This window comes from Bacillus sp. FSL H8-0516 (genome assembly GCF_038635285.1).
GTDB classification, from domain to species: Bacteria; Bacillota; Bacilli; order Bacillales; family Bacillaceae; genus Bacillus; species Bacillus safensis.
On the sequence record NZ_CP152051.1, the window covers coordinates 513,141 to 539,244 of the forward strand.

Here is a 26,104-nt window from a genome sequence, read left to right on the forward strand (position 1 = left end):
AAAGAGAGGCGAAAAATCATGATCAAACGTACAGTGAAACAAATCGCCCAAATGGCTGGTGGAACCCTATCTAATCAAGCTTTTGGCGAGGAACAGATTCACGGAGTGACAACAGATACACGAAAAGTATCAAACGGCGCCCTGTTTATCCCGCTTATCGGAGAACATTTTAACGGTCACACATTTGCTTCAAAAGCAGTGGAGCTAGGAGCCTCAGCTGTTCTTTGGAATCAAAAAGAAGCCAATCCGCCAGAAGGCGTTCCAGTAATTCTTGTAGAGGATACACTAGCTGCGCTTCAACAGCTGGCGAAATCATACTTAAAAGAAGAAAACCCTCGTGTTGTCGGTATTACAGGAAGTAATGGGAAAACCACAACGAAAGACATGATTCATTCCGTCTTGCAAACAGCGTATCAAGTTCATAAAACAGACGGTAACTTTAATAATCATATCGGTCTTCCGCTCACCATTCTTGCAATGCCAGAAGGAACCGATATTGCAGTTTTGGAGATGGGCATGAGTGCAAAAGGCGAAATCGAATTTTTATCAGATCTCGCCGAGCCGGATGCGGCAGTTATCACAAATATCGGGGAATCACATATGCAAGATTTAGGATCAAGAGAAGCCATTGCTGATGCAAAATGTGAGATCGTCAAAGGGTTAAAAGAAGACGGTATCTTTTATTACTTAGGTGATGAACCTTTGCTTCGCGAAAGAGCAAGTTCACTCTCTCAGCGTGTAAAAACCTTTGGAGAAGCAGAGGACTGTGATATTAAGGTAACGCACATCAACCAGCTTGCAGAAGGAACAGAATTTCAGGTCGAAGGGTATGCCCAAGGTTTTCTCATTCCTGTATTAGGGAAACATAATGTGAAGAATGCACTTGCTGCTATTGCTATAGGCCAGCATTTTGGGCTGAATGAAAGACAAATAGCCCAGGGACTGATGCAAACGAAGTTGACGGGGATGCGTCTTGAGCTGTTTAAAACAGATAAAGGAATCACTGTCATTAATGATGCGTATAATGCAAGTCCTACTTCTATGAAAGCAGCCATTGATCTAGTGGGTGATATGGACGGCTTCGCCAATCGTATTCTTGTACTTGGAGATATGCTCGAAATGGGCAGCGAAGAAGAAACGTATCATTATGAACTTGGCCGTTACATCAAGCCGGAATTTATTGATCATGTCATGACGTATGGCCGTCTAGGTGCATTCATTGCTGAAGGAGCGAAAAAATCATTCGGGGCTGAGCACGTATTCTCCTTTATGGACAAAGAGGACCTGAAGAAAAAACTAGCTGAAGTGGCAGGGCCTGACGATGTTGTGCTTGTCAAAGCCTCACGCGGTATGAAATTGGAAGAAGTCATTACTGCACTATAAAAGTGAGAAGGTGACAGAATGATTGGCTGTTTATGTATCCACGGTTTTACGGGTGCCCCTTATGAAGTAGAACCGCTGGCGCAATATTTAAAACAGACGGCAGATTGGGAAGTGCAGTCTGTCACGCTTCCGGGGCATGGGGATGAGCTTCAGTTAAAAGGCATTCTTTATCAAGAATGGATAGCGACAGCTGAACTCGAACTTCTATCCCTTTATCGAACTTGTGACACCGTGTATTTGATCGGCTTTTCTATGGGCGGAATGATTGCTTCTTACTTAGCAGCGAAGTACCCAGTTGCCCGTCTCGTCCTATTAAGTGCTGCGGCTAAATATGTGAACCCAAAACAAATGATGCAAGACACAAGGCAGATGGTGAAGGAGTCCCTGTTAGGGATCATTGATACTAACCCTTTATATGATCGATATCGCCATAAGCTCACAAGCACGCCGCTGTCAGCCGCGATAGAATTTATGAAGCTGGTAAAGCAAACGAAGAATTCGCTTGAGAAGCTTCATCTGCCTGTGTTAATTGTTCAAGGTGAAAGCGACGGAATTGTACCTGCTTCAAGTGCAGAATTTATTTATCATAAAGTCCCGTCTCGCCAGAAAGAAATGTTTTATTTGCCCGATTGTAAACATCATGTTTGTCATGAGCCATGTGCCCAGCAATTGTTTGAGAAAGTAGAACATTTTCTAAAAAAAGCAATTTAATATATAGAAAAGCTAAATTGTGGCTAAACTAATATAAATTGAATCCCACTTGTTAAAATTTGCATCATTTTTGTCGAATGAGTGACAGGCATATGGTACAATAGGAAAGAAAAGGTGGTTGATTCGGTTGTTTCAATATGACGGAAAAACCTTTATCCCGCAGTCTAATTCGAGTAACGGAGAAGTATCAGCAGGAACCATATTTCAATATCGTCAGGACGGGAATATATTAACGGGCACATATCAAGGCGGCAGTATCATATCTGGTGTACTTGTAGGAACTGTGAATGAGGATGGAACACTTCATTTTAGATACCACCATGTCAGCAAGGACGGCAGTATGAGAAGCGGGACTTGCAATTCCACTCCAAAGCAGCTGGATAACGGAAAAATTCAACTGTTAGAAAAGTGGAAATGGATGGACGGAGATCAAAGTGAAGGTGAATCTGTCATTGTAGAACAGTAGATATATCCATTTCTGTCTTGTTGAAAAACAAATAGTGTAATGGTAAGATATAAGGTAGGGTAATTCGGGCTTTGTATATAATGGACCTGTCCTTTCAGAAAAGGGCAGTTTTTAATGATCATTCACGAGATTACTGAAACAGCAATTAGAAGGAGTTTGAATAAATTGACTATAACGTTTCAAGATTTTCAATTAAGCGAAAGTCTCATGAAGGCTATTAACCGCATGGGATTTGAAGAAGCAACACCGATTCAAGCAGAAACGATTCCTCTCGGTCTTCAAAATAAAGATGTCATCGGACAAGCACAAACAGGAACAGGAAAAACTGCAGCATTTGGTATTCCTCTGGTTGAAAAAATCGACCCAGCGTCTCCAAATATCCAAGCGATTATCATTGCGCCAACAAGAGAATTAGCGATTCAAGTATCTGAAGAGCTATATAAAATCGGCCAAGACAAGCGTGCACGCGTACTTCCTATTTACGGTGGACAAGATATCGGCCGTCAAATCCGTTCGCTCAAGAAAAATCCTCATATCATCGTAGGGACTCCAGGACGTTTACTCGATCACATTAACCGTCGTACAATGCGTCTTCAAAACGTTGAAACAGTTGTGCTAGATGAAGCAGACGAAATGCTAAACATGGGTTTCATCGAAGACATTGAAGCGATCCTTTCAAATGTACCAAGTGAACACCAAACACTTTTATTCTCTGCGACAATGCCTGCACCAATTAAGCGCATTGCAGAGCGTTTCATGACAAACCCAGAACACGTAAAAGTAAAAGCGAAAGAAATGACTGTATCTAACATCCAACAGTTCTATTTGGATATTCACGAACGTAAAAAGTTTGATACATTGACTCGTCTTCTTGACATTCAATCACCTGAGCTTTCAATTGTCTTCGGCCGTACGAAACGCCGTGTTGACGAATTGACTGAAGCACTTAACCTTAGAGGGTATACAGCTGAAGGAATTCATGGTGACCTGACTCAAGCAAAACGTATGGTTGCGCTTCGTAAATTCAAAGAGGGTTCAATCGATGTGCTTGTCGCAACAGACGTAGCTGCACGTGGACTTGATATCTCAGGCGTAACACACGTGTATAACTTTGACGTACCGCAAGATCCAGAAAGCTACGTGCACCGTATTGGACGTACAGGACGTGCTGGACGTACAGGTATGGCGATGACATTCATCACACCACGTGAAAAAGATATGCTTCGTGCGATTGAGCAAACGACTAAACGTAAAATGGATCGTATGAAAGAACCTACACTTGATGAGGCGATTGAAGGACAACAGCAAGTAACAGTTGACCGTCTACGCACAATCATCAGTGAAAACAACTTGAACTTCTACATGACAGCTGCTGCTGAATTGTTGGAAGATCATGATTCTGTAACAGTGGTTGCAGCTGCGATCAAAATGATGACAAAAGAGCCGGATGCAACGCCTGTTCGTTTAACAGATGAAGCACCGATGATTTCTAAACGTCATCGTAACAACCGCAGCTCTTCTAAACGCAGAGACGGCGGCGGTGGCGGAGGCTACCGTGGAAAAGGCAAGAACAGCCGTTCATCTTATGGTGATAAAAAACGTTCTTCAAATGACCGCAATCGTTCTTCTAGCGATCGTCGTCAAAAGAAATCTTATAACAACTAACATACAAGAGCGAATCCTTTGCAGGGTTCGCTTTTTTTTAACAGGCTGAAATTGAAACTTTTTAGGCTTTGTTACGTAATATATTGATAGAAAAGTAAGAGAATGGGGGAAGAATGTGAGAAAACAGCCGCAACGTCAAATTAGTTTAAATGGTTTAAAGGTATGGCGTCTTCAAAATGGAATTATCTCATTGATTTTCTTACTCATCATCATTGGGGTATTTGTTGCCAGCTACTATTTTCAATGGCCATATTGGATTGGAGCGATCCTTTCTGGTTTATGGGTCTTACAGGTCATTTTTGGCATTTGGCTCATACCAAAAATCCGCCACCACATCTGGCGCTACGAAGTATTCGAAAATGAAATTGAAATACAGCATGGACTCATTCGCGTCACACGTGTCATTGTGCCAATGGTTCGTGTTCAGCATGTTGATACATCGCAAGGGCCGCTTTTAAGGCGCTACCGTTTGGCCTCTGTTCAAATTTCGACTGCTGCCACAGTTCATGATATACCGGCGCTAGAATTAGAAGAGGCAGATGAGCTTCGTGATTACATATCTCGTTTAGCAAGGGTGACGGAAGATGATGTCTGAACCAAAACGTGTACATCCCATTTCGATGTTCATTGATTTTATATCAGATGCTGTATCCATGATCAAAAACTTCATTATCCCTTTTTTCGTGTTGATTTTTGTGAACTCGAATTCGAGCATTCGCTTTTATGCATTTATCATTCTTGGTGTGCTTCTTTTGTGGAAAGCCGTTTTTACCATTTTAGAATGGAGACGATTCACTTACCGGATGGAAGACGATGAATTTCGTGTGGAATCGGGTGTGATTACGAAAAAGAAAAAATATATCTCGTTAGAACGAATTCAAACGGTTAATACAAGTGAAGGCATTTTCCAGCGGATTTTCGGTTTAGTGCGGGTTCAAATCGAAACGGCAGGCGGAACGGATGGTCCAGAAGTGAGCCTGACCGCGATTACAAAAGCAGAAGCGGAACAATTAAAGCAGTCGATTTTCAACCGGAAGAAAAGCTTGCAGGAAGAAGAAATGACGGATGAAGCAGGTGATCTGAATGGCCATTTGACTGCGCAAAAACCTATGCAGGAAGAAATCAATGTCTCCTATCGTATGGGTGTGCCAGAATTGCTTTTGGCTGCGACCACTTCAAGCGGTATCGGTGTCATTATCTCAGGGTGTCTCGCCATCTACACGCAAATAGATGAAATTCTCCCTTTGGACGGGTTCTTCAAGCAGTTCTCTTTTTTAAGCCATGCGAGCATTGAAATCTATGCGATTTTAATATTTCTTGCCGTATTGATCGCTTGGATCTTGAGTGTTGGGGTAACAGCCCTTCAGTATGCGAATTTTGCTGCAAAACGAAAAGGGAATGACATCATCATTACAAGAGGGCTCATCGAGAGACATCAAATGACCATTCCACTTGCGAGAATTCAAGCAGTGAAAATCAAAGAGAATATTATCCGTGAGCCTTTTGGCTTTGCGACAGTGATGCTTGTTAGTGCAGGAGGTTCGATTACAGAGAAAGAAACCTCTTCCGTCTTATTTCCGCTCATTCGGAAGAAAAAAATAAATGAATTGCTGTCACAATTCACCGATCATTATCATGTAGCACCAGAAACAGAGCTGAAAAAGGTGCCAAAGCGTTCACTCAAACGCTACCTGATCTCATATGGCTTTGTGCCGTTACTTGCAGGTGTCATCCTGTCGGTACGCTTTCCGCCATGGGGGTATTTGGGACTCATTCCGTTACCGCTTGCTCTATTCTTCGGCTACTTAGCTTATAAACAATCAGGATATACAATCAAAGATTCATTGATTCAAATGACATCAAGAGGCATTGGCAAGACCACTGGCATTGTCCTTAGAAAACGAATGCAAAACTATACGATGACGCAATCTTTTTTCCAAAAGAAAGGCCGGGTCGCAAGTATTCACACCTTTGTGAAATCCTCTGCGCTGCTTGATTCCTTTGGTGTGCATCACCTTGAGGAAGAAGATGCGGCACGTGTATTTGATTGGTATTCATATGAAAAAAATCAATCGTCTTAAACGAAAAATGTCGATCAGCTCCAGCTTAAGGAGGATCGACATTTTTTATGAGATTAATAGCGTCTTTTTTTCGAATGGAAAAGCAGCGTAATCGGTGCTAGAAGCATACCGCCGATCAATCCAAATAAGTGAGCCATGATATTGATGTTCGAATTGACGAACGTCATGATAACAGAAACAGCAAGAATCGTTAAAATCACTTGTGAATTGCCGCGGTCCATCATGTGCGGTTTAAATAGGACAAGGTATAAATAAACCCCAAACAAACCGAAAATCGCACCAGAAGCGCCAACATGTACATACTCTAAAGGCTCCACCCAATAGGTTCCGAGATTGCCAATGAATCCTGCACCAAGATAAATGATCAGAAATCGAACCTTCCCAAGCAAATGTTCAAGCGCTGGGGCGAATAAGAAAAGGGACATGGAATTAAATAAAATATGCGTGAGACTTCCGTGAAGAAAAATAGGTGTAACGAGACGCCACCATTCCCCAGCCGCTACACCATAATTGAAACCGACGAGATGATCCTGTCCAAGCTGTATAATAGGGATAGGAACCGCAAATATAAGCCACAGGCCAATTTGTAAAGCAAGGATCGCTGTTACGATTGGATACGATCTAATAAATTGTTGAAAGCTCTCCGTTCGAATAAACATAACAAACCCCTTTTGACTAGATAATGGTAAGTTTATAGTAACACGTTTATGAAGCGAACACTTAAATTAGTACGAGTATCATAGGAGGTACCTCATGATTAAAGGAATAGGCATTGATATTGTAGAGATCGACCGTCTTTCGCGAGTGCTCAGCAGACAGCCTCGTTTACCGGAACGCATTTTGACTTTAAGTGAACAGGACGTCTTTCGTACACTGAGTGAAAAAAGACAGCTGGAATTTTTGGCAGGCCGCTTTGCGGCAAAGGAAGCTTTCGCTAAAGCATACGGAACAGGAATCGGTCAGCATTTAAGCTTTCATGACATAGACATTCTAAAAGACGATAATGGAAAACCCTTCATCAAAAGCGAGAAAGCGGAGGGAGATCAGGTTCATGTGTCCATTACCCATACAAAGGAATATGCTGCTGCACAAGTTTTAATTGAAAGGTTGTCAAGCTAGTCTGCATATTGTTTGTCCCCCCTTCATATATTGGGTAGTGCGATAAGGAAGGGCGAGTTGCTAACAGGCTTTGATGGTTCGCGGTACGCAGTTAACTCTTGAGGCGTACTGTTAAAGTCAAACAAGCGGTTTCTTCCTTTTAACACAATTAACGAAGGGGTTGAAAAGGGTGAGAAAAAGCTTTGTTTTGCTTGTAACGGGAATCCTTTTTGTACTGATTCTCTCCGCATGCGGTCAAAAATCTCAGCAAGATATCGTTGGAGATCTAAACAAAAAGGCAGAGGAAATGACATCATACAAAGCCAAAGCAAAAATGACCATTGAGACAGGAAATGACCCGCAGGAGTACCAGGTAGAAATTTGGTACAAGAAGCCGGAGCTTTACCGTGTCTATTTAGAAAATCCGAAAAAGGATCAGAGTCAAGTCATTTTAAGAAATGGCAATGGTGTGTTTGTGCTGACACCTTCATTGAACAAGAGCTTCCGTTTCCATAGTGATTGGCCGAATAATAGCAGTCAGGTCTATTTATTCGAATCACTTGTGAAGGATATTAAAAATGACAGCGCAGCTCAGTTCAAAGCGAAAGAGTCCAAGTATGTGTTCGAAACGAAGACCAATTATCAGCACAACCAAATGCTGCCTACCCAAGAGATTACCTTTCATAAGAAAACAATGGCGCCTGCCAGTGTGAAAGTGCTGGATAGCGACAAAAAGCCAATGGTGAAAGTGGAATTCTCTCACTTTGAATTCAATAAATCCTTTGACAAAGATGCATTTGATGAGAAGAAAAACATGACACTCTCTCAAATGGATGTTGCCACAAGTGCAGACCCATCTGACAGCTTTGCGGTGAAAACACCAGTTGATATGCCAGAAGGCGTGAAGAAGATGGAAGAGAAAGAAATGACGACAGATGCTGGGAAGCGTTATGTGATTACGTACGGCGGCAAGAAATCCTTCACACTCATTCAGGAAAAAGCGCGAGTAGCTGAAGCATCTACGCCTGTCACGATGAACGGCGAGCCGGTCGATCTTGGTATGACAGTAGGGGTTCTGACAGATCAATCCCTCTCATGGACATCTGACGGAGTTGACTACTTAATTTCCTCAAGTGATCTATCGAAAGAAGAGCTGTTGATGGTCGCAAAGAGTGTAGAAGGCCAGTCAGCTAAATAAATGAGATTCTCAGGCGGAAAGCCTTGATAAATGAAGCATCAGCCCTGTGCAAGGGCTGATTTTCTTTGATTTGTTTCACATTATTCTTGATTTTTAGTATCATATGAAGGGATTGAATCATTCAATAGGGAAGTGTGACTGATGGACACAAATGCCTTTTATAGAGACACATGGGCAGAGATTAATTTAACAGCAATCAAGCACAATGTTTCACATATGAAAGATCATATCGGTCAAAATGTTCAATTGATGGCCGTTGTGAAAGCCAATGCATATGGACATGGAGATATAGAAGTGGCAAGAGCTGCCCTCAAAGCAGGAGCAGACTTGTTAGCTGTCGCCTTTTTAGATGAGGCCATTTCTTTAAGAAATCAAGGCATTAAAGCACCGATTCTTGTACTCGGCGCAGTACCGCCGGAGTATGTCAAAACCGCTGTTCGATACAATGTGATCATGACCGCTTACTCCATAGAGTGGCTGAGGGAAGTCGACGCTATGGTGAAAGGGCAGATGGGACAACCCATTCGTTTTCATTTGAAAATAGACAGCGGAATGAACCGTTTAGGTGTGAAAACGTTGGAGCAAGTCAGCGAAGTAAAGAAGCTTGTCAGCGAGCATTCTTATTTACAGCTGGAAGGTGTATTTACTCACTTTGCGACCGCGGATGAAAAGGATGAGAACTATTTTGATCGGCAGGTCGACACCTTTCAAACCCTGCTTCAGCCGCTTCATACGGAGAAGCTGCTCGTTCATTGTGCCAATAGTGCAGCGGGTTTAAGGTTTAAAGAAGTGTTGTTTAATATGGTTCGCTTCGGCATCAGTATGTACGGGCTGTCACCATCAGAGGAAATCAAAGATGAACTTCCTTTCAAGCTGGAAGAAGCCATGTCTCTTCATACAAAGCTTGCCCATGTGAAGCTCATTCAAAAGGGTGAGAGTGTCAGCTATGGGGCGACGTATACCGCTAATCAAGATACATGGATCGGTACGGTACCAGTCGGCTATGCAGACGGGTGGATCCGGAAGCTGGCAGGCACGGAAGTACTTGTTGGCGGAAAGCGCCGGAAGATTGCCGGAAGGGTATGTATGGATCAATTCATGGTTGAACTGAAAGAGAACTTTCCAGCAGGGGAGCCAGTCGTTTTGATTGGTGGACAAGGTGAAGAAATGGTATCAGTCGATGAAATTGCAAAAAGGCTTGAAACCATTAACTATGAAGTCACTTGCTCCATTGGCCACCGCGTCCCAAGAGTATATATAGAGGATGGCAAAAGGGTGCATGTGCGGAATCCGCTGCTTCAAGGCGGGTCAAGCTTTTTCTAAGCAGCTTTCACAGGAACGATCGTCAAACTGACATCGTTCCTTTTTATTCTACAAAGAAGGGGTAAACATTCTCCCTTTTTTAGAGATTTTGGAAATACCGTATGATTTTCGGAAAAAAGCGTATAATGTGAAAGAGGAACTCCATTATCATCTTTGATTTACGGGTGAACAGCCGCTTCATGTTCTAATAAGAAATCATGAAAAAACAGCTTTGCTTGCGCATTGAATAATGGTATGATTAGTCTTGGAATGGATCGAAACGGTATCCGTAAGTTTTGTGGAGGTGTATGTTTTTTGTCTGAATCCAGCGCAACAAACGAAATGAAGATTCGACTACCGGAGGCTTTGATGTCTGAAATCGAACGAGTAGCAGAGCAGGATAAGGTAACAAGAAATGAATTGATCTACCGAGCGACAAAAACGTATATTCGTGAACGTAATATTCGACAAAATCGTGAATCGATGAGACGCGGCTACATGGAGATGGCGAAAATTAATCTGAATATCTCTTCAGAGGCACAATACGCAGAATTTGAGGCTGAGAATACAGTTGAGCGATTAGTCAGCGGGGGTTAAACATTTGATTGTTAAACGCGGTGATGTTTACTTTGCTGATTTATCTCCTGTTGTTGGCTCCGAGCAGGGCGGGGTTCGCCCAGTATTGGTGATTCAAAATGACATTGGAAATCGCTTCAGCCCGACTGCTATCGTTGCAGCCATAACAGCCCAAATACAAAAAGCGAAATTACCGACTCACGTCGAAATTGATGCAAAGCGCTACGGCTTTGAGCGAGATTCTGTCATTCTCTTGGAGCAGATTCGTACAATCGATAAACAAAGATTGACAGATAAAATCACACATCTTGATGATGAGATGATGGAGAAGGTTGATGAAGCCTTACAAGTTAGTTTGGCTCTTATTGATTTTTAATATGGTGAGATTTGGTTGCTCTCTTGGGAGCAACTTTTTTTTGTGTTCAATTTTTATTAACGTTATAATGAAGAAAGACTAAAAGAAGTGCTGTTTATGTACGTAGGGGGTAAAACATGTCGAATCATATCGTGTTAGCTTTTGCAAGAGAGCATCGAGAGGAATTACAAAAAGAGTGGACGGACATTTTTAGACAACTCGGAGAAAAAGAAACGGACATGATGCTGAACGACAATATGTATGAAACCATCTGTTCGGAATATGTTCAATTAATCATTACATCTCTTTCAGAAGGGTATGCTGAAGATTTTGAAGAAAAAGTGCAAACTTTTGCTTTAAAAATTGTTCAAATGGGTATATCACTTAAGTTACTGGCAAATGGTCTAACAGAAATCCGTTCACATTTATATCAAAAAATGAACGATGACAAAGATACAACAGAAGAAAGTCATGACCTCATCTGGCAAATTGATCGATTCATCACACCTATTCATAACGAGATCTTAAACCAGTATTCCATCTCATGGGAGAAAACAGTCAACCTTCAAAAAATCGCGCTGCAGGAACTTTCTGCCCCGCTGATCCCAGTATTTGAGCACATTACCGTCATGCCGCTTGTTGGAACAATTGACACAGAACGTGCCAAAAAAATTATGGAGAATCTGCTCAACGGTGTCGTTAAACATCGCTCACAAGTCGTCTTAATTGATATTACGGGTGTACCTGTCGTTGACACAATGGTGGCGCATCATATCATTCAAGCATCAGAGGCTGTGAGATTAGTAGGTGCGAAGTGCTTGCTTGTCGGTATTCGTCCAGAAATAGCCCAAACCATTGTGAACCTTGGAATTGATTTATCTCAAGTTACAACAAAGAATACCCTTCAAAAAGGAATTCAAACTGCTTTGGAAATGACAAATCGAAAAATTGTTTCATTGGAGGGATAACCCAGTGAGAAATCACCCGAAGATTCCAATCTTAAAACTATATAACTGTCTTCTGATTTCGATACAGTGGGAGCTTGATGATCAAACAGCTCTCCACTTTCAAGAAGACTTGCTGAATAAAATTCATGAAACAGGAGCAAACGGTGTTGTCATTGACCTCACATCCGTTGACATGATTGATTCCTTTATTGCAAAGGTATTAGGTGATGTGATCACGATGTCCAAGCTCATGGGGGCAAAAGTTGTATTAACAGGAATACAGCCGGCAGTCGCTGTGACGCTGATTGAACTTGGAATATCGCTTGAAGAAATTCAGACAGCACTAGATCTTGAACAAGGGCTTGAGACACTGAAGCGGGAATTGGGGGAATAGATATGAAAGACCAATCCTGTGTAAGAATATTGACGGAATGGGACATAGTCGCAGCAAGACAATTGGGGCGGAATGTTGCAAAAGAACTTGGATTTGGAACAGTTGACCAAGCAAGAATTACGACGGCCATTTCAGAATTAGCTCGAAACATTTATTTATACGCTGGTAAAGGTCAGATTTGTATAGATGAAGTGATGGAGCGCGGAAAGCGTGGACTCAAAGTCATCGCAGCCGATGAGGGGCCAGGTATCATGGATATACGTAAAGTAATGGAAGACGGATTTTCAACATCAGGCGGACTCGGAGCAGGTCTTCCGGGCGTCAGACGACTGATGGATGAATTTAAATTAGATTCTACACCAGAACAAGGAACGGAGATACAAGCTGTTAAGTGGCTTCGCTAGGAGGGAAACCATGGATTTTAAGGAGGTAATGGAGCAGCGGTACCATCAGCTGCTCAGTCGTTATATCAGTGATTTAACTGAAACATCGCTTTATCAAGCTCAAAAATTTAGCCGTAAAACCATTGAGCATCAAATACCTCCTGAAGAAATAGTGAGTGTTCACCGAAAAGTGATTCAGGAGCTTTACCCTGATTTGCCGGAAGATGTTTTTCATTCACTAGACTTCTTAATTGAAGTCATGATTGGGTACGGACTTGCCTACCAAGAACATTTAACACTCAGAGGCATCCAGCAAGAAATAAAATCTGAAATCGAAATTGCTGCAAATGTTCAGCAAACCCTTTTGGAAACGAAAATTCCAGAAGGAGATACCTTTGATATTGGTGCGATTAGTGTACCGGCAAAACAGATGAGTGGAGATTATTACCACTTCGTGACGGATCACGATACAATCAATATCGCGATCGCAGATGTCATTGGAAAGGGAATCCCGGCTGCGCTCTGTATGTCGATGATTAAATATGCGATGGATTCCTTGCCAGAGTCAGGGAGCGGCCCAACAAAGGTGCTGAAAACCCTGAATCGTGTAGTCGAGCAAAACGTAGACCCAAGTATGTTTATCACAATGTTCTATGGCAGCTATAATAAAGAAACGCATGAGTTTAAATACGCATCGGCTGGTCATGAGCCGGGCTTTTTCTATTGCAAAAAAGAGAACACATTTTACGATTTAGATGCAAAAGGGCTTGTCCTTGGGATCGCACCAGACTTTGACTACAGACAGTACGAGAAGCATTTGGACGCAGGAGACATGGTGATCTTATTCTCTGATGGGGTCACAGAATCCAAGTCAGAGGATGGTTTCTTAGAGCGGGAGGACATCAAAACACTCATATCTGAGCACCTATCCTACTCAGCTCAAGAAATGGTGGATGCCATCTACGCCAGCTTACTCAAACTGCAGGATTTTCAGCTGCACGATGACTTTACTTTACTTGTTCTCAAAAGAAAGGTTTAGAAAGTGAACATGCGGGTATATAAAACTTTAGGAAACAAGAATTTCGAGGTGAATGCATAATGAATATGTCTGTAAAAGAGCATCAAATAGATCAAAAAACGAAAATCAGTGTCAGCGGAGAAATTGATGTGTACTCCGCTCCTGAGCTAAGAGAAACGCTCATGCCTAAAGCTGAGGCGGGAGAGCATCTTGAAATCTGTCTGAAGGATGTTACGTATATGGATAGTACAGGTTTAGGTGTATTCGTTGGGCTGTTTAAAGCGGCTCAAAAAGCAGGTGGCACATTAAAGCTTGAGAACTTGTCAGAACGGCTTGTAAGGTTGTTTGAAATCACTGGATTAAAGGACATCATTGACATTTCTGCAAAGTCAGAGGGTGGGGTACAATGAACGAATCAGTAGATCTAATCGAGATGAAAATACCGGCGAAACCAGAATATGTAGGCATCATTCGTTTGACTCTGTCAGGCGTAGCGAGCCGGATGGGCTATGCCTATGAAGAGATTGAGGACTTAAAAATTGCCGTCAGTGAGGCCTGTACAAATGCAGTTCAGCATGCCTACAAAGGTGAAGACGGCGAAGATGGAGAGGTGGCTGTTCGCTTTCTTGTCTACGAGGATCGTCTAGAAATCATTGTCGCTGACAAAGGCGGTAGCTTTGACTTTAAGCAAAAACAGGAAGACCTCGGACCGTACACATCTGCTCATACGGTGGATCAATTGGCAGAAGGAGGTCTTGGTTTATACTTAATGCAAACATTGATGGATGAAGTCGAGGTGCAAGCAAACTCCGGAGTTACCGTAGCGATGACAAAGTTTTTAAACAGGGAGCGAGTTGACCATGACACAACCATCCAAAACTATGAAACTAACTAAAGATGAAGTAGACCGCCTCATCCAAAGCTATCAAACCAATCAAGACGAGCAGGCGCAGCTCACGCTGGTCGAATGCTATACAAACTTGGTTGATATGCTGGCGAAAAAATATTCTAAAGGAAAAAGCTTTCATGAGGACCTTAGACAAGTTGGAATGATAGGTTTACTTGGCGCTATTAAACGATACGACCCGCTCGTCGGTAAATCATTTGAAGCCTTTGCCATTCCAACCATCATCGGGGAAATCAAACGCTTTTTACGAGATAAGACATGGAGTGTCCATGTACCAAGGCGGATTAAAGAGCTTGGACCGAGAATCAAAATGGCAGTTGATCATTTGACAACAGAGACACAGAAATCACCTAAAGTCCAAGAAATTGCAGAATACTTAGATGTAACAGAAGAAGAAGTACTTGAAACCATGGAGATGGGCAAAAGCTATCAAGCACTGTCTGTTGACCAAGGCGTAGAGGCTGATTCTGAAGGAAGTACTGTGACGATTTTAGACGTTGTCGGCTCACAGGAAGAGGGCTACGAACGTGTGAACCAAAAATTGATGCTTGAGAGTGTGCTTCATGTGCTGTCGGATAGAGAAAAAGAGATTATCAATCTGACTTACTTGCAAAATAAGAGTCAGAAAGAGACAGGCGATTTACTTGGTATATCCCAAATGCATGTATCGAGACTGCAGCGGAAGGCAGTGAAAAAACTGCGAGATGCATTATCAGAAGATGCGTCTATGGAGCTAGGGTAATGAAGCAGATTGAACAGCATGAGCATGTAAACGCCATTATCTATCAATCGAATAAAGAAGGGAAGTCATGTTGCGGGGACAGTTTTTTTATTAAAGCAGATGATGAAGAACTAATTTGTGCTGTAGCAGACGGATTAGGCAGCGGCCAGTACGCCAATGAATCATCTTCTTTAGTCAGCGAAATTGTCGAAGAATATGGACATGAGGATGTGGCGGCCCTCATCGACAGATGCAATCAGGCTATGAAAAATAAACGCGGGGCCACTGTGGCCATATTAAAGGTGAATTTTTCCCAGCAGCAATTTACCTATTGTTCGGTTGGTAATATTCGGTTTATCTTGAATGCACCTTCTGGCGATTATATTTATCCATTTCCGACATCAGGATACTTATCAGGGAAACCTAGAAAATATAAAACATACACCTATTCCTACGAAAAAGGATCGATATTCATTATGTATTCAGACGGACTGAATGTGCCAAACATGCGCATGTGTTTAAAGCATGGACATTCAGTTGAAGACATCGCCAAACAGCTTGAAACATACACACAAGACAAAAAGGACGATCTCACCTATGTACTTGGTCAGCTTACGTAAAATAGCTGACCTTTTTTCTGTTTTGCCGGTTTTTTTGATACACTAAAAGAGAAGACACAGTGAGAGGATGCAAAGTATGAAGACATCTGACTTTTTATTGAAACAAATTGCGACAGAATTAAAGCTTTCAACAAAACAAATTGAAAGTGTGATCAAGCTTTTAGAGGATGGCAACACCGTCCCGTTTATTGCCCGTTATCGGAAAGAGCAGACAGGCTCACTGGATGAGGTGCAAATTCAAACCATTTCAGAGCGCTATACATATATCCAAAATGTCACGAACCGAAAAGAAGAAGTCATTCGCTTAATTGCTGAACAAGACAAACTGACTGATGAATTAAAACAGAAAATTGAACAAGCTCATAAACTGCAAGAGGTCGAAGATTTATACCGGCCATTCAAACAAAAGCGCAAAACAAAGGCGAATGTAGCCAAAGCAAAAGGGCTGGAGCCGCTGGCGGAATATTTACTCACGCTGCCAAGCGATCAGATCGAGAAGAAAGCAGCTACTTTTATTAACGAAGAAAAAGAAGTGGCAAATGTAGAAGAGGCACTTGAGGGTGCGCAGCACATCATTGCTGAACAGCTGGCAGATGATCCTGATATGCGAAAATGGATTCGCAGTGAAACGTACCAAAAGGGCAGTCTGGTCACATCAGGAAAAGACGTCGAAAGCGATGAGAAAAACGTCTATGAAATGTATTACGATTATCAAGAGCCAATCAAAAAGATTGTTCCGCACCGTGTACTAGCGGTCAACCGCGGTGAGAAAGAGGGCATTTTAAAGGCAGCCATCGAACCCCCTGCTGAAAATATTCGTTTCTATCTCGACAAACAAGTTCTAAAAGGCAAACAGACGACGGCGAGACCGTTTATTGAAGCGGCAATCGATGATGCGTATAAACGCCTCATTCAGCCTTCCATCGAACGAGAAATACGAAAAGAGCTGACTGAAAAAGCAGAGGAACAAGCGATTCATATTTTTGCTGAAAACTTAAGAAAACTGCTGCTTCAGCCGCCTATGAAAGGGAAGCGTGTACTTGGAGTCGATCCCGCATTTCGGACAGGCTGTAAATTAGCTGTCGTGGATGATACAGGCAAAGTCCATCATATTGGCGTCATTTACCCGCATCCGCCCGTGCAGAAAAAAGCGGAAGCGAAACAAAAAGTCAAAGAGATCATTCAATCATCAAACATCGAAGTCATTGCGATTGGAAACGGAACAGCCTCAAGAGAGACAGAACAATTCATTGCAGACTTGATTCAAGAGCTAGATCAGCCGGTGTCTTATTTGATCGTGAATGAAGCTGGTGCAAGTGTTTACTCCGCATCAGCGCTGGCACGAGAAGAGTTTCCAGATCTGCAAGTCGAAGAGCGAAGCGCCATCTCAATCGCTAGAAGATTACAAGATCCTTTAGCAGAACTTGTGAAAATTGATCCGAAGTCTGTCGGTGTGGGCCAGTACCAGCATGATGTCAGCCAGAAGCAATTAAACAGCTCATTAACCTTTGTGGTAGAAACAGTCGTCAACCAAGTTGGTGTAAACGTCAATACCGCCTCACAGGCGCTGCTGCAATATGTATCAGGCCTTTCAAAAGCCGTCGCAGGGAATATCATTAAACGACGCGAAGAGATTGGGAGATTCACAAGCAGAAAAGAATTGAAGGATATCCCAAGGCTCGGTGCTAAGACATATGAGCAGTGTATCGGTTTCCTTCGCATTACAGATGGACAAGATCCGCTTGACCGTACAGGCATTCACCCTGAGAGCTATAAAGAAACAAAACAGTTTTTACGCATGATCAACATGACACCAGACGATCTTGGCACAGAGCAGTTAAAAGAGAAAATTGCTGAAGTGAAACTGGACGATGCAGCCCAGCAGCTGAACATTGGGACAATTACACTTCAAGATATCATTGATCAGCTGACAAGACCTGAGCGTGATCCGCGGGATGAAGTGCCAAAACCGCTGCTCAAAACAGATGTGTTGAAATTGGAAGACTTGAAGCAAGGAATGGAGCTGCAAGGAACGGTGAGAAACGTTGTGGACTTCGGTGCATTCATTGATATTGGTGTAAAGCAGGATGGGCTTGTGCATATTTCCAAGCTAAGCAATCGTTTTGTGAAGCATCCGCTTGACGTTGTATCAGTTGGTGACATTGTGACCGTATGGGTGGACTCCGTTGACCAGACAAAAGGCCGCGTTGCCCTCTCCATGCTGAAACCAGAGTAACAAAAAAACGAGGCGCACCTTAGGATGGGGTGTGCCTTGATGTGACTGAATGTTTTTTTCTATAAAAGTACCAGCATTGATTCAGCAATTTGATTTGATAATGATTTTTCTCATAAAATGCCTTCTGCATCTGATTTTTCAGCCAGTTGGGCATCGCCCATTCCTCCTTTGATCGAAACAGTGGATGTACCTTCAATGTATGCATAGGGGAAATTGTCCCGTTCGAGGTTTTTATAGAAAGGAACGATCTTGATTGAACGAGAGAGAGTTACAGCAGTTAACAGAGCACATTTCCCAGCAGTTCTTTGGCAAGGCATTCCGCCATCAGGCTGTTTTTAATGACCGTCTAAAAACGACAGGCGGACGATATTTACTTGGTACACACAACATCGAACTGAACCGCCGATACCTAGAGGAGCATGGACGAGAAGAATTAATCGGGATCATCAAGCATGAGCTGTGTCATTATCATCTGCACCTTGAGGGAAAGGGCTATCAGCACCGTGACCGTGATTTTAAAGCGTTATTAAAACAAGTAGGAGCCCCGCGTTTTTGTACACCGCTAAAAACCATACAAAATAAGCGCCGTGCGGAGAAACGCCATGAATATATTTGCACAGGATGCGGCCGGTCTTTTATAAGGAAAAGACGGTTTGATACCTCTCGTTATGTATGCGGCGTCTGCAAAGGGAAATTAAAGTGGCTGCGCACAACCAATTCATTGTGAAAAGCATTCCTCTATGGGGATGCTTTTTTTGTTTCTATAGATGTGTGGACATATTGAGACAAAAAGAGACGCATGTCTCATTTTGTCTCTTTTTTTATCGGTATGATTCGTTCAAAACCTAAGTGTTCATGCGTCGTCATGTTGGCACGATTTTTGCTTGTATAGAAGTGCAAGCAAAAAAGATAGGAGGTTTTACTAAATGGAAATGGCATTGACTAAAGAAAAAGCCGTATGGATGTATCAAAAGATGCAGGAAATCCGCCAATTTGAAGACCGAGTGCACACGCTTTTTACAAAAGGAATCTTGCCGGGGTTTGTCCATCTTTATGCTGGCGAAGAAGCTGTTGCCGTAGGAGTCTGTGCTCATCTGAATGAAAAAGACAGTATTACAAGTACACACCGGGGCCACGGCCACTGTATAGCGAAGGGCTGTGATCTAAAAGGAATGATGGCAGAAATCTATGGGAAAGCAACAGGTCTCTGTAAAGGCAAAGGCGGATCCATGCACATTGCAGATTTTGATAAAGGAATGCTTGGTGCTAACGGAATTGTTGGAGGGGGCTTTCCTCTTGCGTGCGGGGCAGCCCTCACAGCTAAATATAAAAAGACAGAAAATGTAAGCGTTTGCTTTTTTGGGGATGGTGCAAACAATCAAGGGACTTTCCACGAAGGAATCAATCTCGCGGCCATCTGGAAACTGCCCGTCATTTTCATTGCAGAAAACAATGGGTACGGGGAGGCGACACCATTTTCTTATGCTTCAAGCTGCAAATCAATCGTAGATCGAGCCGCCGGTTATGACATTCCTGGGATTCAAGTAGATGGAAAAGATGTGATGGCCGTTTATCAAGCCGCAGAGCAAGCAATTGAACGAGCAAAAAATGGAGAAGGTCCGACATTGATAGAATGCATGACATATCGAAATTATGGCCATTTCGAAGGAGACGCCCAGCGTTACAAAACCAATCAAGAAAAAGCAGAACACCAAGAAGAGAGAGATGCGATCGCTCTTTTTAAAAATGAATTGATCAAGCAGCAGCTGCTGACGAATGGGGAGCTATCAAATATTGAAGCGGCTGTAGCAGAAGCGATAGATGAAGCCGTTACATTCAGTGAAGAAAGTGAATATCCAGATCAGGCCGAATTATTGACCGACGTGTATGTTTCGTATCAATAAATCAAAGGGGGAGAGGAAAATGACAAGAGAAATCAGCATGTCTAGTGCATTAAATGAAGCGATTAAACTTGCCATGAGAAGAGATGAGGATGTCATTTTAATGGGGGAAGATGTTGCTGGAGGTGCTCATGTCGATCACTTACAAGATGATGAAGCATGGGGCGGTGTGCTTGGTGTAACGAAAGGAATCGTTCAGGAGTTTGGACGTGAGCGAGTTCTTGACACACCGATTAGTGAAGCTGGCTATGTAGGTGCGGCCATGGCAGCAGCTTCCACAGGGCTAAGACCAATTGCAGAACTCATGTTTAATGATTTTATCGGCACCTGTCTGGATCAAGTGCTGAATCAAGGAGCAAAATTCCGATATATGTTTGGCGGAAAAGCAGAGGTACCGATCACGATCAGAACGACACATGGGGCGGGTTTTAGAGCAGCTGCTCAGCATTCGCAAAGCTTGTATGCGCTATTTACAAGCATCCCTGGATTGAAAGTAGTGGTGCCTTCCTCACCATACGATGCCAAAGGATTGCTGCTGGCAGCCATCGAGGATCAGGACCCTGTCATCTTTTTTGAAGACAAAACGCTTTACAATATCACAGGAGATGTTCCAGAGCGATACTACACGCTGCCGCTTGGCAAAGCAGATGTGAAAAGAGAAGGCTCAGATGTGACCATTTTTGCAGTAGGCAAACAAGTTCATACCGCACTCGAAGCGGCCGAGCAATTAGCTGCCCAAGGAATTGAAGCAGAGGTGATTGATCCAAGAAGCTTGTCACCGCTCGATGAAGAGGCCATTCTAACTTCAGTAGAAAAAACAAATCGGCTTGTCATTGTAGATGAAGCAAATCCAAGGTGCGGAATTGCCGCAGATATTTCTTCTCTGGTGGCGGATAAAGGATTCGATTTACTTGACGCTCCAATCAAAAAAGTGACGGCTCCTCATACACCGGTTCCGTTTTCACCACCGCTTGAAGATATCTATTTGCCGACACCTGATAAGGTTGTGAACACCGTATTAGAGATGGTTGGAAAGAGTCATGACAAGATCTTGAACTAAAGAAAGGAGAGAGGGAGATGGCTGTCGAGGTTGTGATGCCGAAATTGGGCATGTCAATGAAAGAAGGAACGGTATCTGTCTGGAATAAAGAGGTCGGAGAAACCGTAAATAAAGGGGAAAGCATTGCAAGCATCAACTCTGAAAAAATTGAAATGGAGATCGAATCACCTGCAGAAGGAACCATATTGGATATAAAAGTGCCTGAGGGAGAAGGTGTACCGCCTGGCACGGTCATCTGCTATATCGGTGAAGGAAATGAACAGGTCGAGGAAAAGAAAGAAAAAGACCTGCCGCCAAAACAAAGGAAAGAGAGAAAGAAAATCTCCCCTGTGGCACGTAAGATTGCTCAAAGCGCTAATCTGGATATTCATACACTAGTGGGAACAGGTCCAGATGGGAGAATCACGAAAGCGGATGTGCTTCGGGCACTTCCTGATGAAAAAGAAAACCAACAAAATGAACCAAAGCATCAGCCAGTCAGCATGATGCGGAAAACCATTGCTTCGCGAATGATGGAAAGCCTGCAAACAAGCGCACAATTAACAATAACGATGAAAGCGAATGTGACAAAGCTGACAGCATTACAGTCTGAGTTGAACGAAACAGCCGCAGCACGACACGATATGAAATTAACCCTGACCGATTTTGTAGCCAAAGCAGTAGTTCTTTCCCTGCTAGAGCATCCTGCAATGAACAGTCAATATCAGAATGATAGAGTCGAAACTTTTGAGTATGTTCATCTTGGAATCGCTGCTGCTTTAGATCACGGTCTGGCAGTGCCTGTTATTCGGCACGCGGAAAAACTTTCACTTATTGAGCTGGCGAAGAGCATCAAATCGTATGGCAAAAAAGCACGTGAAGGCAGACTTCTCCACGATGAAATTGAAGGCTCTACCTTTACCATCACTAACCTAGGCGCCTATGGTGTGGAACATTTTACACCGATTTTGAATCCGCCGGAAACAGGTATTCTTGGCGTTGGCAAAGCGGATCACATGCCTGTATATCATGGGAATGAATTATGTAAAGGGACGATCCTGCCACTCAGTCTGACATTTGACCATCGCGTGCTGGACGGGGCGCCGGCATCACAATTTTTATCAACTGTTAAAGCGTATTTAGAAAATCCAGTATCCATTCTTTTATAGGAAGAAGGTGAAATGAATGACGCTTGTCATTATAGGAGGCGGGCCAGCAGGATATGTGGCGGCAATAACAGCCGCCCGTTTTGACAGAGAGGTTGTACTAATCGACCAAGGCCTGTTAGGAGGTACCTGCCTGAATGAAGGCTGTATTCCAACGAAAGCACTTTTGCAAAGCGCTGATATGTACGAGCATGTGAAATCAGCTGGACACTTTGGAATTGAGCTTCCAGAGAAGGAGCCTGTCATTCATTGGGATGCCATTCAAAAGCGGAAGCGGTCAGTCGTCAAGCAGCTGACTGATGGCGTTCGTTATTTGATGAATAAAAACAAAATCAGCGTGTTAAATGGGAAGGCATCATTTCTTTCAGCACATGAGCTATTGATAGAAAGTGAAGGGAAATCTGAAATCATCCAGGCAAAACAAATCATTATTGCTTCAGGATCAGAACCTGCTGCTTTACCTTTCGCCCCATTTGACAGAGAGTGGATCATTGATAGTAAGGATGCGATGACGCTCCCTTCAATACCAGATTCGCTTTGTATCATTGGTGGAGGGGTGATCGGCTGTGAGTTTGCAAGCATCTTTAGCCGAATGGGATCAAAGGTTGTCATGGTGGAACAGGCAGCACACATTTTACCTGAAGAAGATCACGATACGGCTAAATGTCTTCACGATCAGCTTCAAAAAGCAGGTGTGGAGATTTTGACATCAACTGCAGTCAAACAGCTTGATGCAATTTCAAAAAAAGTGGTCATTGAGAAGGATCATGGGGAGCGCTGTGACATCCAGTCTGATCATTGTTTAGTCGCCATTGGCAGAAAGCCGAGGCTGGGAGAGCTGAATCTTGAGCAGATCGGCATTGAATTTGACAGGAACGGCATCTGCGTGAATGAACATATGCAAACCAATCTCCCGCATATCTATGCGTGCGGTGATGTGACAGGCGGCGTTCAGCTTGCTCATGCTGCTTTTCATGAAGGAACGATTGCGGCATCACATGCATCAGGTGAAGATGTAAAGGTCAATGAACAAGTGATTCCAAGGTGCATCTATACGTCTCCAGAAATCGCGAGTGTCGGTTTAAATGAAGAGAGTGCTAGAAAACAATATGGGGAGATTCGGATAGGGACATTTGCATTCTCTGCAAATGGAAAAGCACTAATTTTAAATCAGCCAGCTGGTCAAGTAAAGGTCATTGTCGAACCGCAATATCAAGAAATTTTAGGTGTATCCATCATCGGGCCGAATGCAACAGAACTGATTGGACAAGCGGCGGTGATGATGCATACAGAGTTGACAGCTGATACATTAGAGCAGTTTATTGCGGCACATCCGACACTCTCTGAGGCGATACACGAAGCCTTGCTGCAAACAAATGGGCGAGCGGTGCACTGCTGATAGAGAAACTTTCTATCCGAATGACTTCCTGGGTCAGCCAATAATTGAAAGCGCTTTTATAATTATCTATAATGGATAAAAAGCCCCCAGAGGAGAGGATGGAATGAATCCGACGCCTTGTTATTTAAATACTTGGAAACGTTTTGTTCATGAAGGTTTGCTTGATAGGTCTCGTCTGGATAAGAGAGTGATGGAGTCATGGCACAGATGTAAACAGGCAAATGTGAACCCGTATTTAGATAAAGGACAGTCGTTGTTAGAAAAGGAGTTATTCAGTGTTCAAAAAAAGAAGTACTCACTATTCCTAAATGCAGCTCTTCCTTACTTAAATAAAATCAGTCAGCAATTAAAAGAATCGGACATGATGGCATTACTTATCGATGCAGATGGTTATGTGCTAAGTCTGACAGGAAGCCAAAGGACGCTGGTAGAAGCGAAAAAAATAAATTTTATGGAGGGCGCGCGCTGGACCGAAGCCGATGTGGGAACGAACGCTATTGGAACGGCACTGGTCATTGGGGAAGCCGTAGCGATCAACGGAACTGAGCATTTTTCAGTCGCTTCCCACCATTGGAGTTGTTCAGCGGCCCCTATTCGTGATGCAGACGGCACGATCATAGGAGTCATTGATATCTCCTGTATGGCGGATCAAAGTCATCCTTTTACGCTTGGAATGGCTTCAACAGTTGCATATGCCATAGAGAGAGAAATTCAGGTCCAGCAAAAAAGGAAAGAGATGGAGCTGATCAGTCATTGTCTCCAGCAGGTAGAAGCGGACGAGCCGTATGTTGTCTGTAATGAGAAAAAGCAGATTGTTTTGGCAAGTAAGCCGATTAGAGACCGGTTTTCAGACTGGTACGGAATGGATGTTGAGCTGCTCATGGACGATACATTTGTTACACGGGACAAGCAGATCATTCAGTCAGAACAAGACGGAAAGCTGCTTGGGATGTCTTTTTCTCTTGAAGAAGCAGCGAAGAGCAATATAACCGTTTCTTTTGCTCAATTTCCCGGGGAATCTGGAACAAGTACGGCATTTCAGCAGACGCTCAGCGAATTGAAACGAGCGGCACAAACAGATGCAAATGTCTATATTTGGGGAGAAACAGGTACAGGGAAAGAACTGGCCGCTCGAGCGATTCATTTAGCTAGTGAAAGACATAAAGGACCGTTTATTGCCGTGAATTGTGGAGCCATACCTGAAAGCCTGTTAGAAAGCGAACTATTTGGTTATGCTGAAGGTGCTTTTACAGGGGCAAAACGTCATGGAGCAAAGGGGAAATTTGAACAGGCGCAAAAAGGAACGCTCTTTTTAGACGAAATTGGCGAAATCCCTTATGCGATGCAAGTGGCGCTTCTTAGGGTCATTGAAGAAAGGAAAGTCGTACCGCTCGGCGGGACACACGAAATCCCTTTGGATATTAGAATCATTACAGCGACACATCGGAATATGAACGAACTGCTGAAAGAAGGAAAAATACGTGAAGATTTGTATTACCGTCTTCATGTTTATCCAATCAACATCCCGCCGCTTAGAGAAAGAAAAGAAGACATTGTTGATTTATATCGTTATTACCAAAAGAAACACCAATGGAATGCGACATTTCCTGAATCATTTTTTCGTAAACTAGAAGCGTACCATTGGCCTGGAAACATACGAGAGCTTTTTAATCTGTTTGAACATATAAGGGTACTGTTTCCTAAAGGAGGATGGATTGGTGAATCGCAATATGCGGAGGTATTAGAGACGATGGATCAGAAAAAGCAGAAGCTCCATCTACCAGAGTATACCGAGAATCCAAAAGAACTCACGCTAAGGGAACGCATTCAAAAGCAAACGGTGATAGACGCACTGCATAAAACGAAAGGTCATGTGACAGAAGCAGCGAGGCTGGCAGAGGTGCCAAGAAGCACCTTTTATAAGTGGATGCGGAAGTATAAGCTGTCATGAACTCATAGGGAGCGCAGCAGCAAGGAGACCTTGGTCTTTCAATTAGAGGTCGGGGTCTTTCTGGCATGTCTAAACAGAAAACAAAAAGGAAGGAAGAAAGGCTTGACTGTTATATTAGTATATGTTAAATTATAAAAGCCGTCGCTAATGAGACAGGAATGAAACACTTAAAAATTCTTGACACATTTTTCTGGCATAGATATAATGAAACATGTCTTATTATTCCGCAGTAGCTCAGTGGTAGAGCTATCGGCTGTTAACCGATCGGTCGTAGGTTCGAGTCCTACCTGCGGAGCCATAATGGAGAAGTACTCAAGTGGCTGAAGAGGCGCCCCTGCTAAGGGTGTAGGTCGCGCGAGCGGCGCGAGGGTTCAAATCCCTCCTTCTCCGCCATTATTGTATGGCCCGTTGGTCAAGCGGTTAAGACACCGCCCTTTCACGGCGGTAACACGGGTTCGAATCCCGTACGGGTCATGTTTTGTTTTTTGATTCGTTGGGCTATAGCCAAGCGGTAAGGCAACGGACTTTGACTCCGTCATGCGTTGGTTCGAATCCAGCTAGCCCAGCCATTTTTTATATATGTTTTT

The 26,104-nt window shown here is 43.2% G+C and carries 28 protein-coding genes and 4 tRNA genes; 30 read left to right on the forward strand and 2 right to left on the reverse strand.

What is annotated here, in order from left to right; translation table 11 throughout:
* The first annotated feature begins 18 nt into the window (after nucleotides 1-18).
* The 6 genes from murF to MHB67_RS02480 all read left to right on the forward strand — a co-directional run bounded on the left by murF (nucleotide 19) and on the right by MHB67_RS02480 (nucleotide 6,306).
* Nucleotides 19-1,383 carry a UDP-N-acetylmuramoyl-tripeptide--D-alanyl-D-alanine ligase gene (gene murF, locus MHB67_RS02455; protein ID WP_135033051.1) on the forward strand — a complete coding sequence of 455 codons (1,365 nt, stop codon included), beginning with the start codon at nucleotides 19-21 and terminating at the stop codon, nucleotides 1,381-1,383.
* A gap of 18 nt (nucleotides 1,384-1,401) precedes the next feature.
* Complete coding sequence (locus MHB67_RS02460; protein ID WP_268414709.1) at nucleotides 1,402-2,094, forward strand: alpha/beta fold hydrolase; 693 nt, start codon at nucleotides 1,402-1,404, stop codon at nucleotides 2,092-2,094.
* Nucleotides 2,095-2,221: 127 nt separating this feature from the next.
* Nucleotides 2,222-2,560 (forward strand): n-acetylglutamate synthase, encoded by a 339-nt coding sequence (locus tag MHB67_RS02465; RefSeq protein WP_103132678.1) that lies wholly within the window; start codon nucleotides 2,222-2,224, stop codon nucleotides 2,558-2,560.
* Between the two features lie 165 nt (nucleotides 2,561-2,725).
* Nucleotides 2,726-4,225, forward strand: coding sequence for a DEAD/DEAH box helicase (locus MHB67_RS02470; RefSeq protein ID WP_024425382.1), 1,500 nt, complete (start codon nucleotides 2,726-2,728; stop codon nucleotides 4,223-4,225).
* A gap of 115 nt (nucleotides 4,226-4,340) precedes the next feature.
* On the forward strand, nucleotides 4,341-4,820 hold the full coding sequence (locus MHB67_RS02475) for a PH domain-containing protein (protein ID WP_024425383.1): 480 nt from the start codon (nucleotides 4,341-4,343) through the stop codon (nucleotides 4,818-4,820).
* Nucleotides 4,810-6,306: a PH domain-containing protein gene (locus tag MHB67_RS02480; RefSeq protein ID WP_034622599.1), complete on the forward strand. Its 1,497-nt coding sequence runs from the start codon at nucleotides 4,810-4,812 to the stop codon at nucleotides 6,304-6,306. Before MHB67_RS02475 ends, MHB67_RS02480 begins: the two co-directional genes overlap by 11 nt.
* A gap of 53 nt (nucleotides 6,307-6,359) precedes the next feature.
* Here the strand turns inward: MHB67_RS02480 and MHB67_RS02485 are convergent, their stop codons facing one another.
* Complete coding sequence (locus MHB67_RS02485; RefSeq protein ID WP_024425384.1) at nucleotides 6,360-6,965, reverse strand: rhomboid family intramembrane serine protease; 606 nt, start codon at nucleotides 6,963-6,965, stop codon at nucleotides 6,360-6,362.
* A 94-nt stretch (nucleotides 6,966-7,059) separates the two neighbouring features.
* Between MHB67_RS02485 and acpS the strand changes: the two genes are divergently transcribed.
* The 14 genes from acpS (at nucleotide 7,060) to MHB67_RS02555 (ending at nucleotide 18,061) form a co-directional block, all read left to right on the forward strand.
* On the forward strand, nucleotides 7,060-7,425 hold the full coding sequence (acpS, locus tag MHB67_RS02490) for a holo-ACP synthase (protein WP_024425385.1): 366 nt from the start codon (nucleotides 7,060-7,062) through the stop codon (nucleotides 7,423-7,425).
* A 160-nt stretch (nucleotides 7,426-7,585) separates the two neighbouring features.
* Nucleotides 7,586-8,602 (forward strand): outer membrane lipoprotein-sorting protein, encoded by a 1,017-nt coding sequence (locus MHB67_RS02495; RefSeq protein WP_087975235.1) that lies wholly within the window; start codon nucleotides 7,586-7,588, stop codon nucleotides 8,600-8,602.
* Between the two features lie 141 nt (nucleotides 8,603-8,743).
* Nucleotides 8,744-9,925 (forward strand): alanine racemase, encoded by a 1,182-nt coding sequence (alr, locus tag MHB67_RS02500; RefSeq protein ID WP_342492763.1) that lies wholly within the window; start codon nucleotides 8,744-8,746, stop codon nucleotides 9,923-9,925.
* A gap of 294 nt (nucleotides 9,926-10,219) precedes the next feature.
* Complete coding sequence (locus MHB67_RS02505; RefSeq protein ID WP_003214273.1) at nucleotides 10,220-10,501, forward strand: hypothetical protein; 282 nt, start codon at nucleotides 10,220-10,222, stop codon at nucleotides 10,499-10,501.
* A 4-nt stretch (nucleotides 10,502-10,505) separates the two neighbouring features.
* Nucleotides 10,506-10,856, forward strand: coding sequence for a type II toxin-antitoxin system endoribonuclease NdoA (ndoA, locus tag MHB67_RS02510; RefSeq protein ID WP_024425388.1), 351 nt, complete (start codon nucleotides 10,506-10,508; stop codon nucleotides 10,854-10,856).
* A gap of 116 nt (nucleotides 10,857-10,972) precedes the next feature.
* The gene (locus tag MHB67_RS02515) at nucleotides 10,973-11,803 is read left to right on the forward strand and encodes an RsbT co-antagonist protein RsbRA (protein ID WP_044334717.1); all 831 of its coding nucleotides are present in this window, start codon (nucleotides 10,973-10,975) and stop codon (nucleotides 11,801-11,803) included.
* Nucleotides 11,804-11,807: 4 nt separating this feature from the next.
* A complete protein-coding gene (gene rsbS / locus MHB67_RS02520) occupies nucleotides 11,808-12,176 on the forward strand; it encodes an RsbT antagonist protein RsbS (RefSeq protein WP_003214235.1) in 369 nt (122 codons plus the stop codon).
* 2 nt (nucleotides 12,177-12,178) lie between these two features.
* Nucleotides 12,179-12,580 (forward strand): anti-sigma regulatory factor, encoded by a 402-nt coding sequence (locus tag MHB67_RS02525; RefSeq protein ID WP_073203956.1) that lies wholly within the window; start codon nucleotides 12,179-12,181, stop codon nucleotides 12,578-12,580.
* A 10-nt stretch (nucleotides 12,581-12,590) separates the two neighbouring features.
* A complete protein-coding gene (locus MHB67_RS02530; protein WP_024425391.1) occupies nucleotides 12,591-13,598 on the forward strand; it encodes a PP2C family protein-serine/threonine phosphatase in 1,008 nt (335 codons plus the stop codon).
* Nucleotides 13,599-13,657: 59 nt separating this feature from the next.
* Nucleotides 13,658-13,987 carry an anti-sigma factor antagonist gene (locus MHB67_RS02535; protein WP_024425392.1) on the forward strand — a complete coding sequence of 110 codons (330 nt, stop codon included), beginning with the start codon at nucleotides 13,658-13,660 and terminating at the stop codon, nucleotides 13,985-13,987.
* The gene (gene rsbW, locus MHB67_RS02540; RefSeq protein ID WP_024425393.1) at nucleotides 13,984-14,472 is read left to right on the forward strand and encodes an anti-sigma B factor RsbW; all 489 of its coding nucleotides are present in this window, start codon (nucleotides 13,984-13,986) and stop codon (nucleotides 14,470-14,472) included. The genes MHB67_RS02535 and rsbW overlap by 4 nt, the downstream gene beginning before the upstream one ends.
* Nucleotides 14,438-15,226 (forward strand): RNA polymerase sigma factor SigB, encoded by a 789-nt coding sequence (gene sigB, locus MHB67_RS02545; RefSeq protein WP_024425394.1) that lies wholly within the window; start codon nucleotides 14,438-14,440, stop codon nucleotides 15,224-15,226. The genes rsbW and sigB overlap by 35 nt, the downstream gene beginning before the upstream one ends.
* A complete protein-coding gene (locus MHB67_RS02550) occupies nucleotides 15,226-15,825 on the forward strand; it encodes a PP2C family serine/threonine-protein phosphatase (protein ID WP_024425395.1) in 600 nt (199 codons plus the stop codon). The genes sigB and MHB67_RS02550 overlap by 1 nt, the downstream gene beginning before the upstream one ends.
* 76 nt (nucleotides 15,826-15,901) lie before the next feature.
* Complete coding sequence (locus tag MHB67_RS02555) at nucleotides 15,902-18,061, forward strand: Tex family protein (RefSeq protein ID WP_103132681.1); 2,160 nt, start codon at nucleotides 15,902-15,904, stop codon at nucleotides 18,059-18,061.
* Between the two features lie 19 nt (nucleotides 18,062-18,080).
* Here the strand turns inward: MHB67_RS02555 and cmpA are convergent, their stop codons facing one another.
* On the reverse strand, nucleotides 18,081-18,215 hold the full coding sequence (gene cmpA, locus MHB67_RS02560) for a cortex morphogenetic protein CmpA (RefSeq protein WP_008346893.1): 135 nt from the start codon (nucleotides 18,213-18,215) through the stop codon (nucleotides 18,081-18,083).
* Nucleotides 18,216-18,314: 99 nt separating this feature from the next.
* On the opposite strand from cmpA, the gene MHB67_RS02565 reads away from it, so the two are divergent.
* From MHB67_RS02565 to MHB67_RS02610, 10 genes are all read left to right on the forward strand, one after another.
* Nucleotides 18,315-18,788: a SprT family protein gene (locus MHB67_RS02565; protein WP_073203962.1), complete on the forward strand. Its 474-nt coding sequence runs from the start codon at nucleotides 18,315-18,317 to the stop codon at nucleotides 18,786-18,788.
* Between the two features lie 199 nt (nucleotides 18,789-18,987).
* A complete protein-coding gene (locus MHB67_RS02570; protein ID WP_073203964.1) occupies nucleotides 18,988-19,965 on the forward strand; it encodes a thiamine pyrophosphate-dependent dehydrogenase E1 component subunit alpha in 978 nt (325 codons plus the stop codon).
* A gap of 19 nt (nucleotides 19,966-19,984) precedes the next feature.
* A complete protein-coding gene (locus MHB67_RS02575) occupies nucleotides 19,985-21,022 on the forward strand; it encodes an alpha-ketoacid dehydrogenase subunit beta (protein ID WP_008346887.1) in 1,038 nt (345 codons plus the stop codon).
* A gap of 17 nt (nucleotides 21,023-21,039) precedes the next feature.
* On the forward strand, nucleotides 21,040-22,170 hold the full coding sequence (locus MHB67_RS02580) for a dihydrolipoamide acetyltransferase family protein (RefSeq protein WP_122631445.1): 1,131 nt from the start codon (nucleotides 21,040-21,042) through the stop codon (nucleotides 22,168-22,170).
* Nucleotides 22,171-22,186: 16 nt separating this feature from the next.
* On the forward strand, nucleotides 22,187-23,566 hold the full coding sequence (lpdA, locus tag MHB67_RS02585; protein ID WP_122631444.1) for a dihydrolipoyl dehydrogenase: 1,380 nt from the start codon (nucleotides 22,187-22,189) through the stop codon (nucleotides 23,564-23,566).
* A 103-nt stretch (nucleotides 23,567-23,669) separates the two neighbouring features.
* Entirely contained in the window at nucleotides 23,670-25,517 is a 1,848-nt protein-coding gene (locus MHB67_RS02590) for a sigma-54-dependent Fis family transcriptional regulator (RefSeq protein WP_073203975.1), read from the forward strand.
* Nucleotides 25,518-25,740: 223 nt separating this feature from the next.
* Nucleotides 25,741-25,815: transfer RNA gene (locus MHB67_RS02595), tRNA-Asn, on the forward strand.
* Between the two features lie 4 nt (nucleotides 25,816-25,819).
* Nucleotides 25,820-25,910, forward strand: a tRNA-Ser gene (locus tag MHB67_RS02600).
* A gap of 9 nt (nucleotides 25,911-25,919) precedes the next feature.
* Nucleotides 25,920-25,991 (forward strand) — tRNA-Glu (locus MHB67_RS02605).
* A gap of 20 nt (nucleotides 25,992-26,011) precedes the next feature.
* Nucleotides 26,012-26,086: transfer RNA gene (locus MHB67_RS02610), tRNA-Gln, on the forward strand.
* Nucleotides 26,087-26,104: the final 18 nt, after the last annotated feature.

What these genes read in the sequence shown, in the direction of transcription:
- MHB67_RS02570 (WP_073203964.1), top strand. Translation starts at nt 18,988, where the DNA reads ATGGAAATGGCATTGACTAAAGAAAAAGCCGTATGGATGTATCAAAAG.
- lpdA (WP_122631444.1), top strand. Translation starts at nt 22,187, where the DNA reads ATGACGCTTGTCATTATAGGAGGCGGGCCAGCAGGATATGTGGCGGCA.
- MHB67_RS02460 (WP_268414709.1), top strand. Translation starts at nt 1,402, where the DNA reads ATGATTGGCTGTTTATGTATCCACGGTTTTACGGGTGCCCCTTATGAA.
- acpS (WP_024425385.1), top strand. Translation starts at nt 7,060, where the DNA reads ATGATTAAAGGAATAGGCATTGATATTGTAGAGATCGACCGTCTTTCG.
- alr (WP_342492763.1), top strand. Translation starts at nt 8,744, where the DNA reads ATGGACACAAATGCCTTTTATAGAGACACATGGGCAGAGATTAATTTA.
- MHB67_RS02480 (WP_034622599.1), top strand. Translation starts at nt 4,810, where the DNA reads ATGATGTCTGAACCAAAACGTGTACATCCCATTTCGATGTTCATTGAT.
- MHB67_RS02555 (WP_103132681.1), top strand. Translation starts at nt 15,902, where the DNA reads ATGAAGACATCTGACTTTTTATTGAAACAAATTGCGACAGAATTAAAG.
- MHB67_RS02525 (WP_073203956.1), top strand. Translation starts at nt 12,179, where the DNA reads ATGAAAGACCAATCCTGTGTAAGAATATTGACGGAATGGGACATAGTC.
- MHB67_RS02590 (WP_073203975.1), top strand. Translation starts at nt 23,670, where the DNA reads ATGAATCCGACGCCTTGTTATTTAAATACTTGGAAACGTTTTGTTCAT.
- MHB67_RS02485 (WP_024425384.1), bottom strand. Translation starts at nt 6,965, where the DNA reads ATGTTTATTCGAACGGAGAGCTTTCAACAATTTATTAGATCGTATCCA.
- MHB67_RS02550 (WP_024425395.1), top strand. Translation starts at nt 15,226, where the DNA reads ATGAAGCAGATTGAACAGCATGAGCATGTAAACGCCATTATCTATCAA.
- MHB67_RS02530 (WP_024425391.1), top strand. Translation starts at nt 12,591, where the DNA reads ATGGATTTTAAGGAGGTAATGGAGCAGCGGTACCATCAGCTGCTCAGT.
- MHB67_RS02580 (WP_122631445.1), top strand. Translation starts at nt 21,040, where the DNA reads ATGGCTGTCGAGGTTGTGATGCCGAAATTGGGCATGTCAATGAAAGAA.
- rsbW (WP_024425393.1), top strand. Translation starts at nt 13,984, where the DNA reads ATGAACGAATCAGTAGATCTAATCGAGATGAAAATACCGGCGAAACCA.
- cmpA (WP_008346893.1), bottom strand. Translation starts at nt 18,215, where the DNA reads ATGCCCAACTGGCTGAAAAATCAGATGCAGAAGGCATTTTATGAGAAA.
- sigB (WP_024425394.1), top strand. Translation starts at nt 14,438, where the DNA reads ATGACACAACCATCCAAAACTATGAAACTAACTAAAGATGAAGTAGAC.
- MHB67_RS02515 (WP_044334717.1), top strand. Translation starts at nt 10,973, where the DNA reads ATGTCGAATCATATCGTGTTAGCTTTTGCAAGAGAGCATCGAGAGGAA.
- MHB67_RS02535 (WP_024425392.1), top strand. Translation starts at nt 13,658, where the DNA reads ATGAATATGTCTGTAAAAGAGCATCAAATAGATCAAAAAACGAAAATC.
- murF (WP_135033051.1), top strand. Translation starts at nt 19, where the DNA reads ATGATCAAACGTACAGTGAAACAAATCGCCCAAATGGCTGGTGGAACC.
- MHB67_RS02575 (WP_008346887.1), top strand. Translation starts at nt 19,985, where the DNA reads ATGACAAGAGAAATCAGCATGTCTAGTGCATTAAATGAAGCGATTAAA.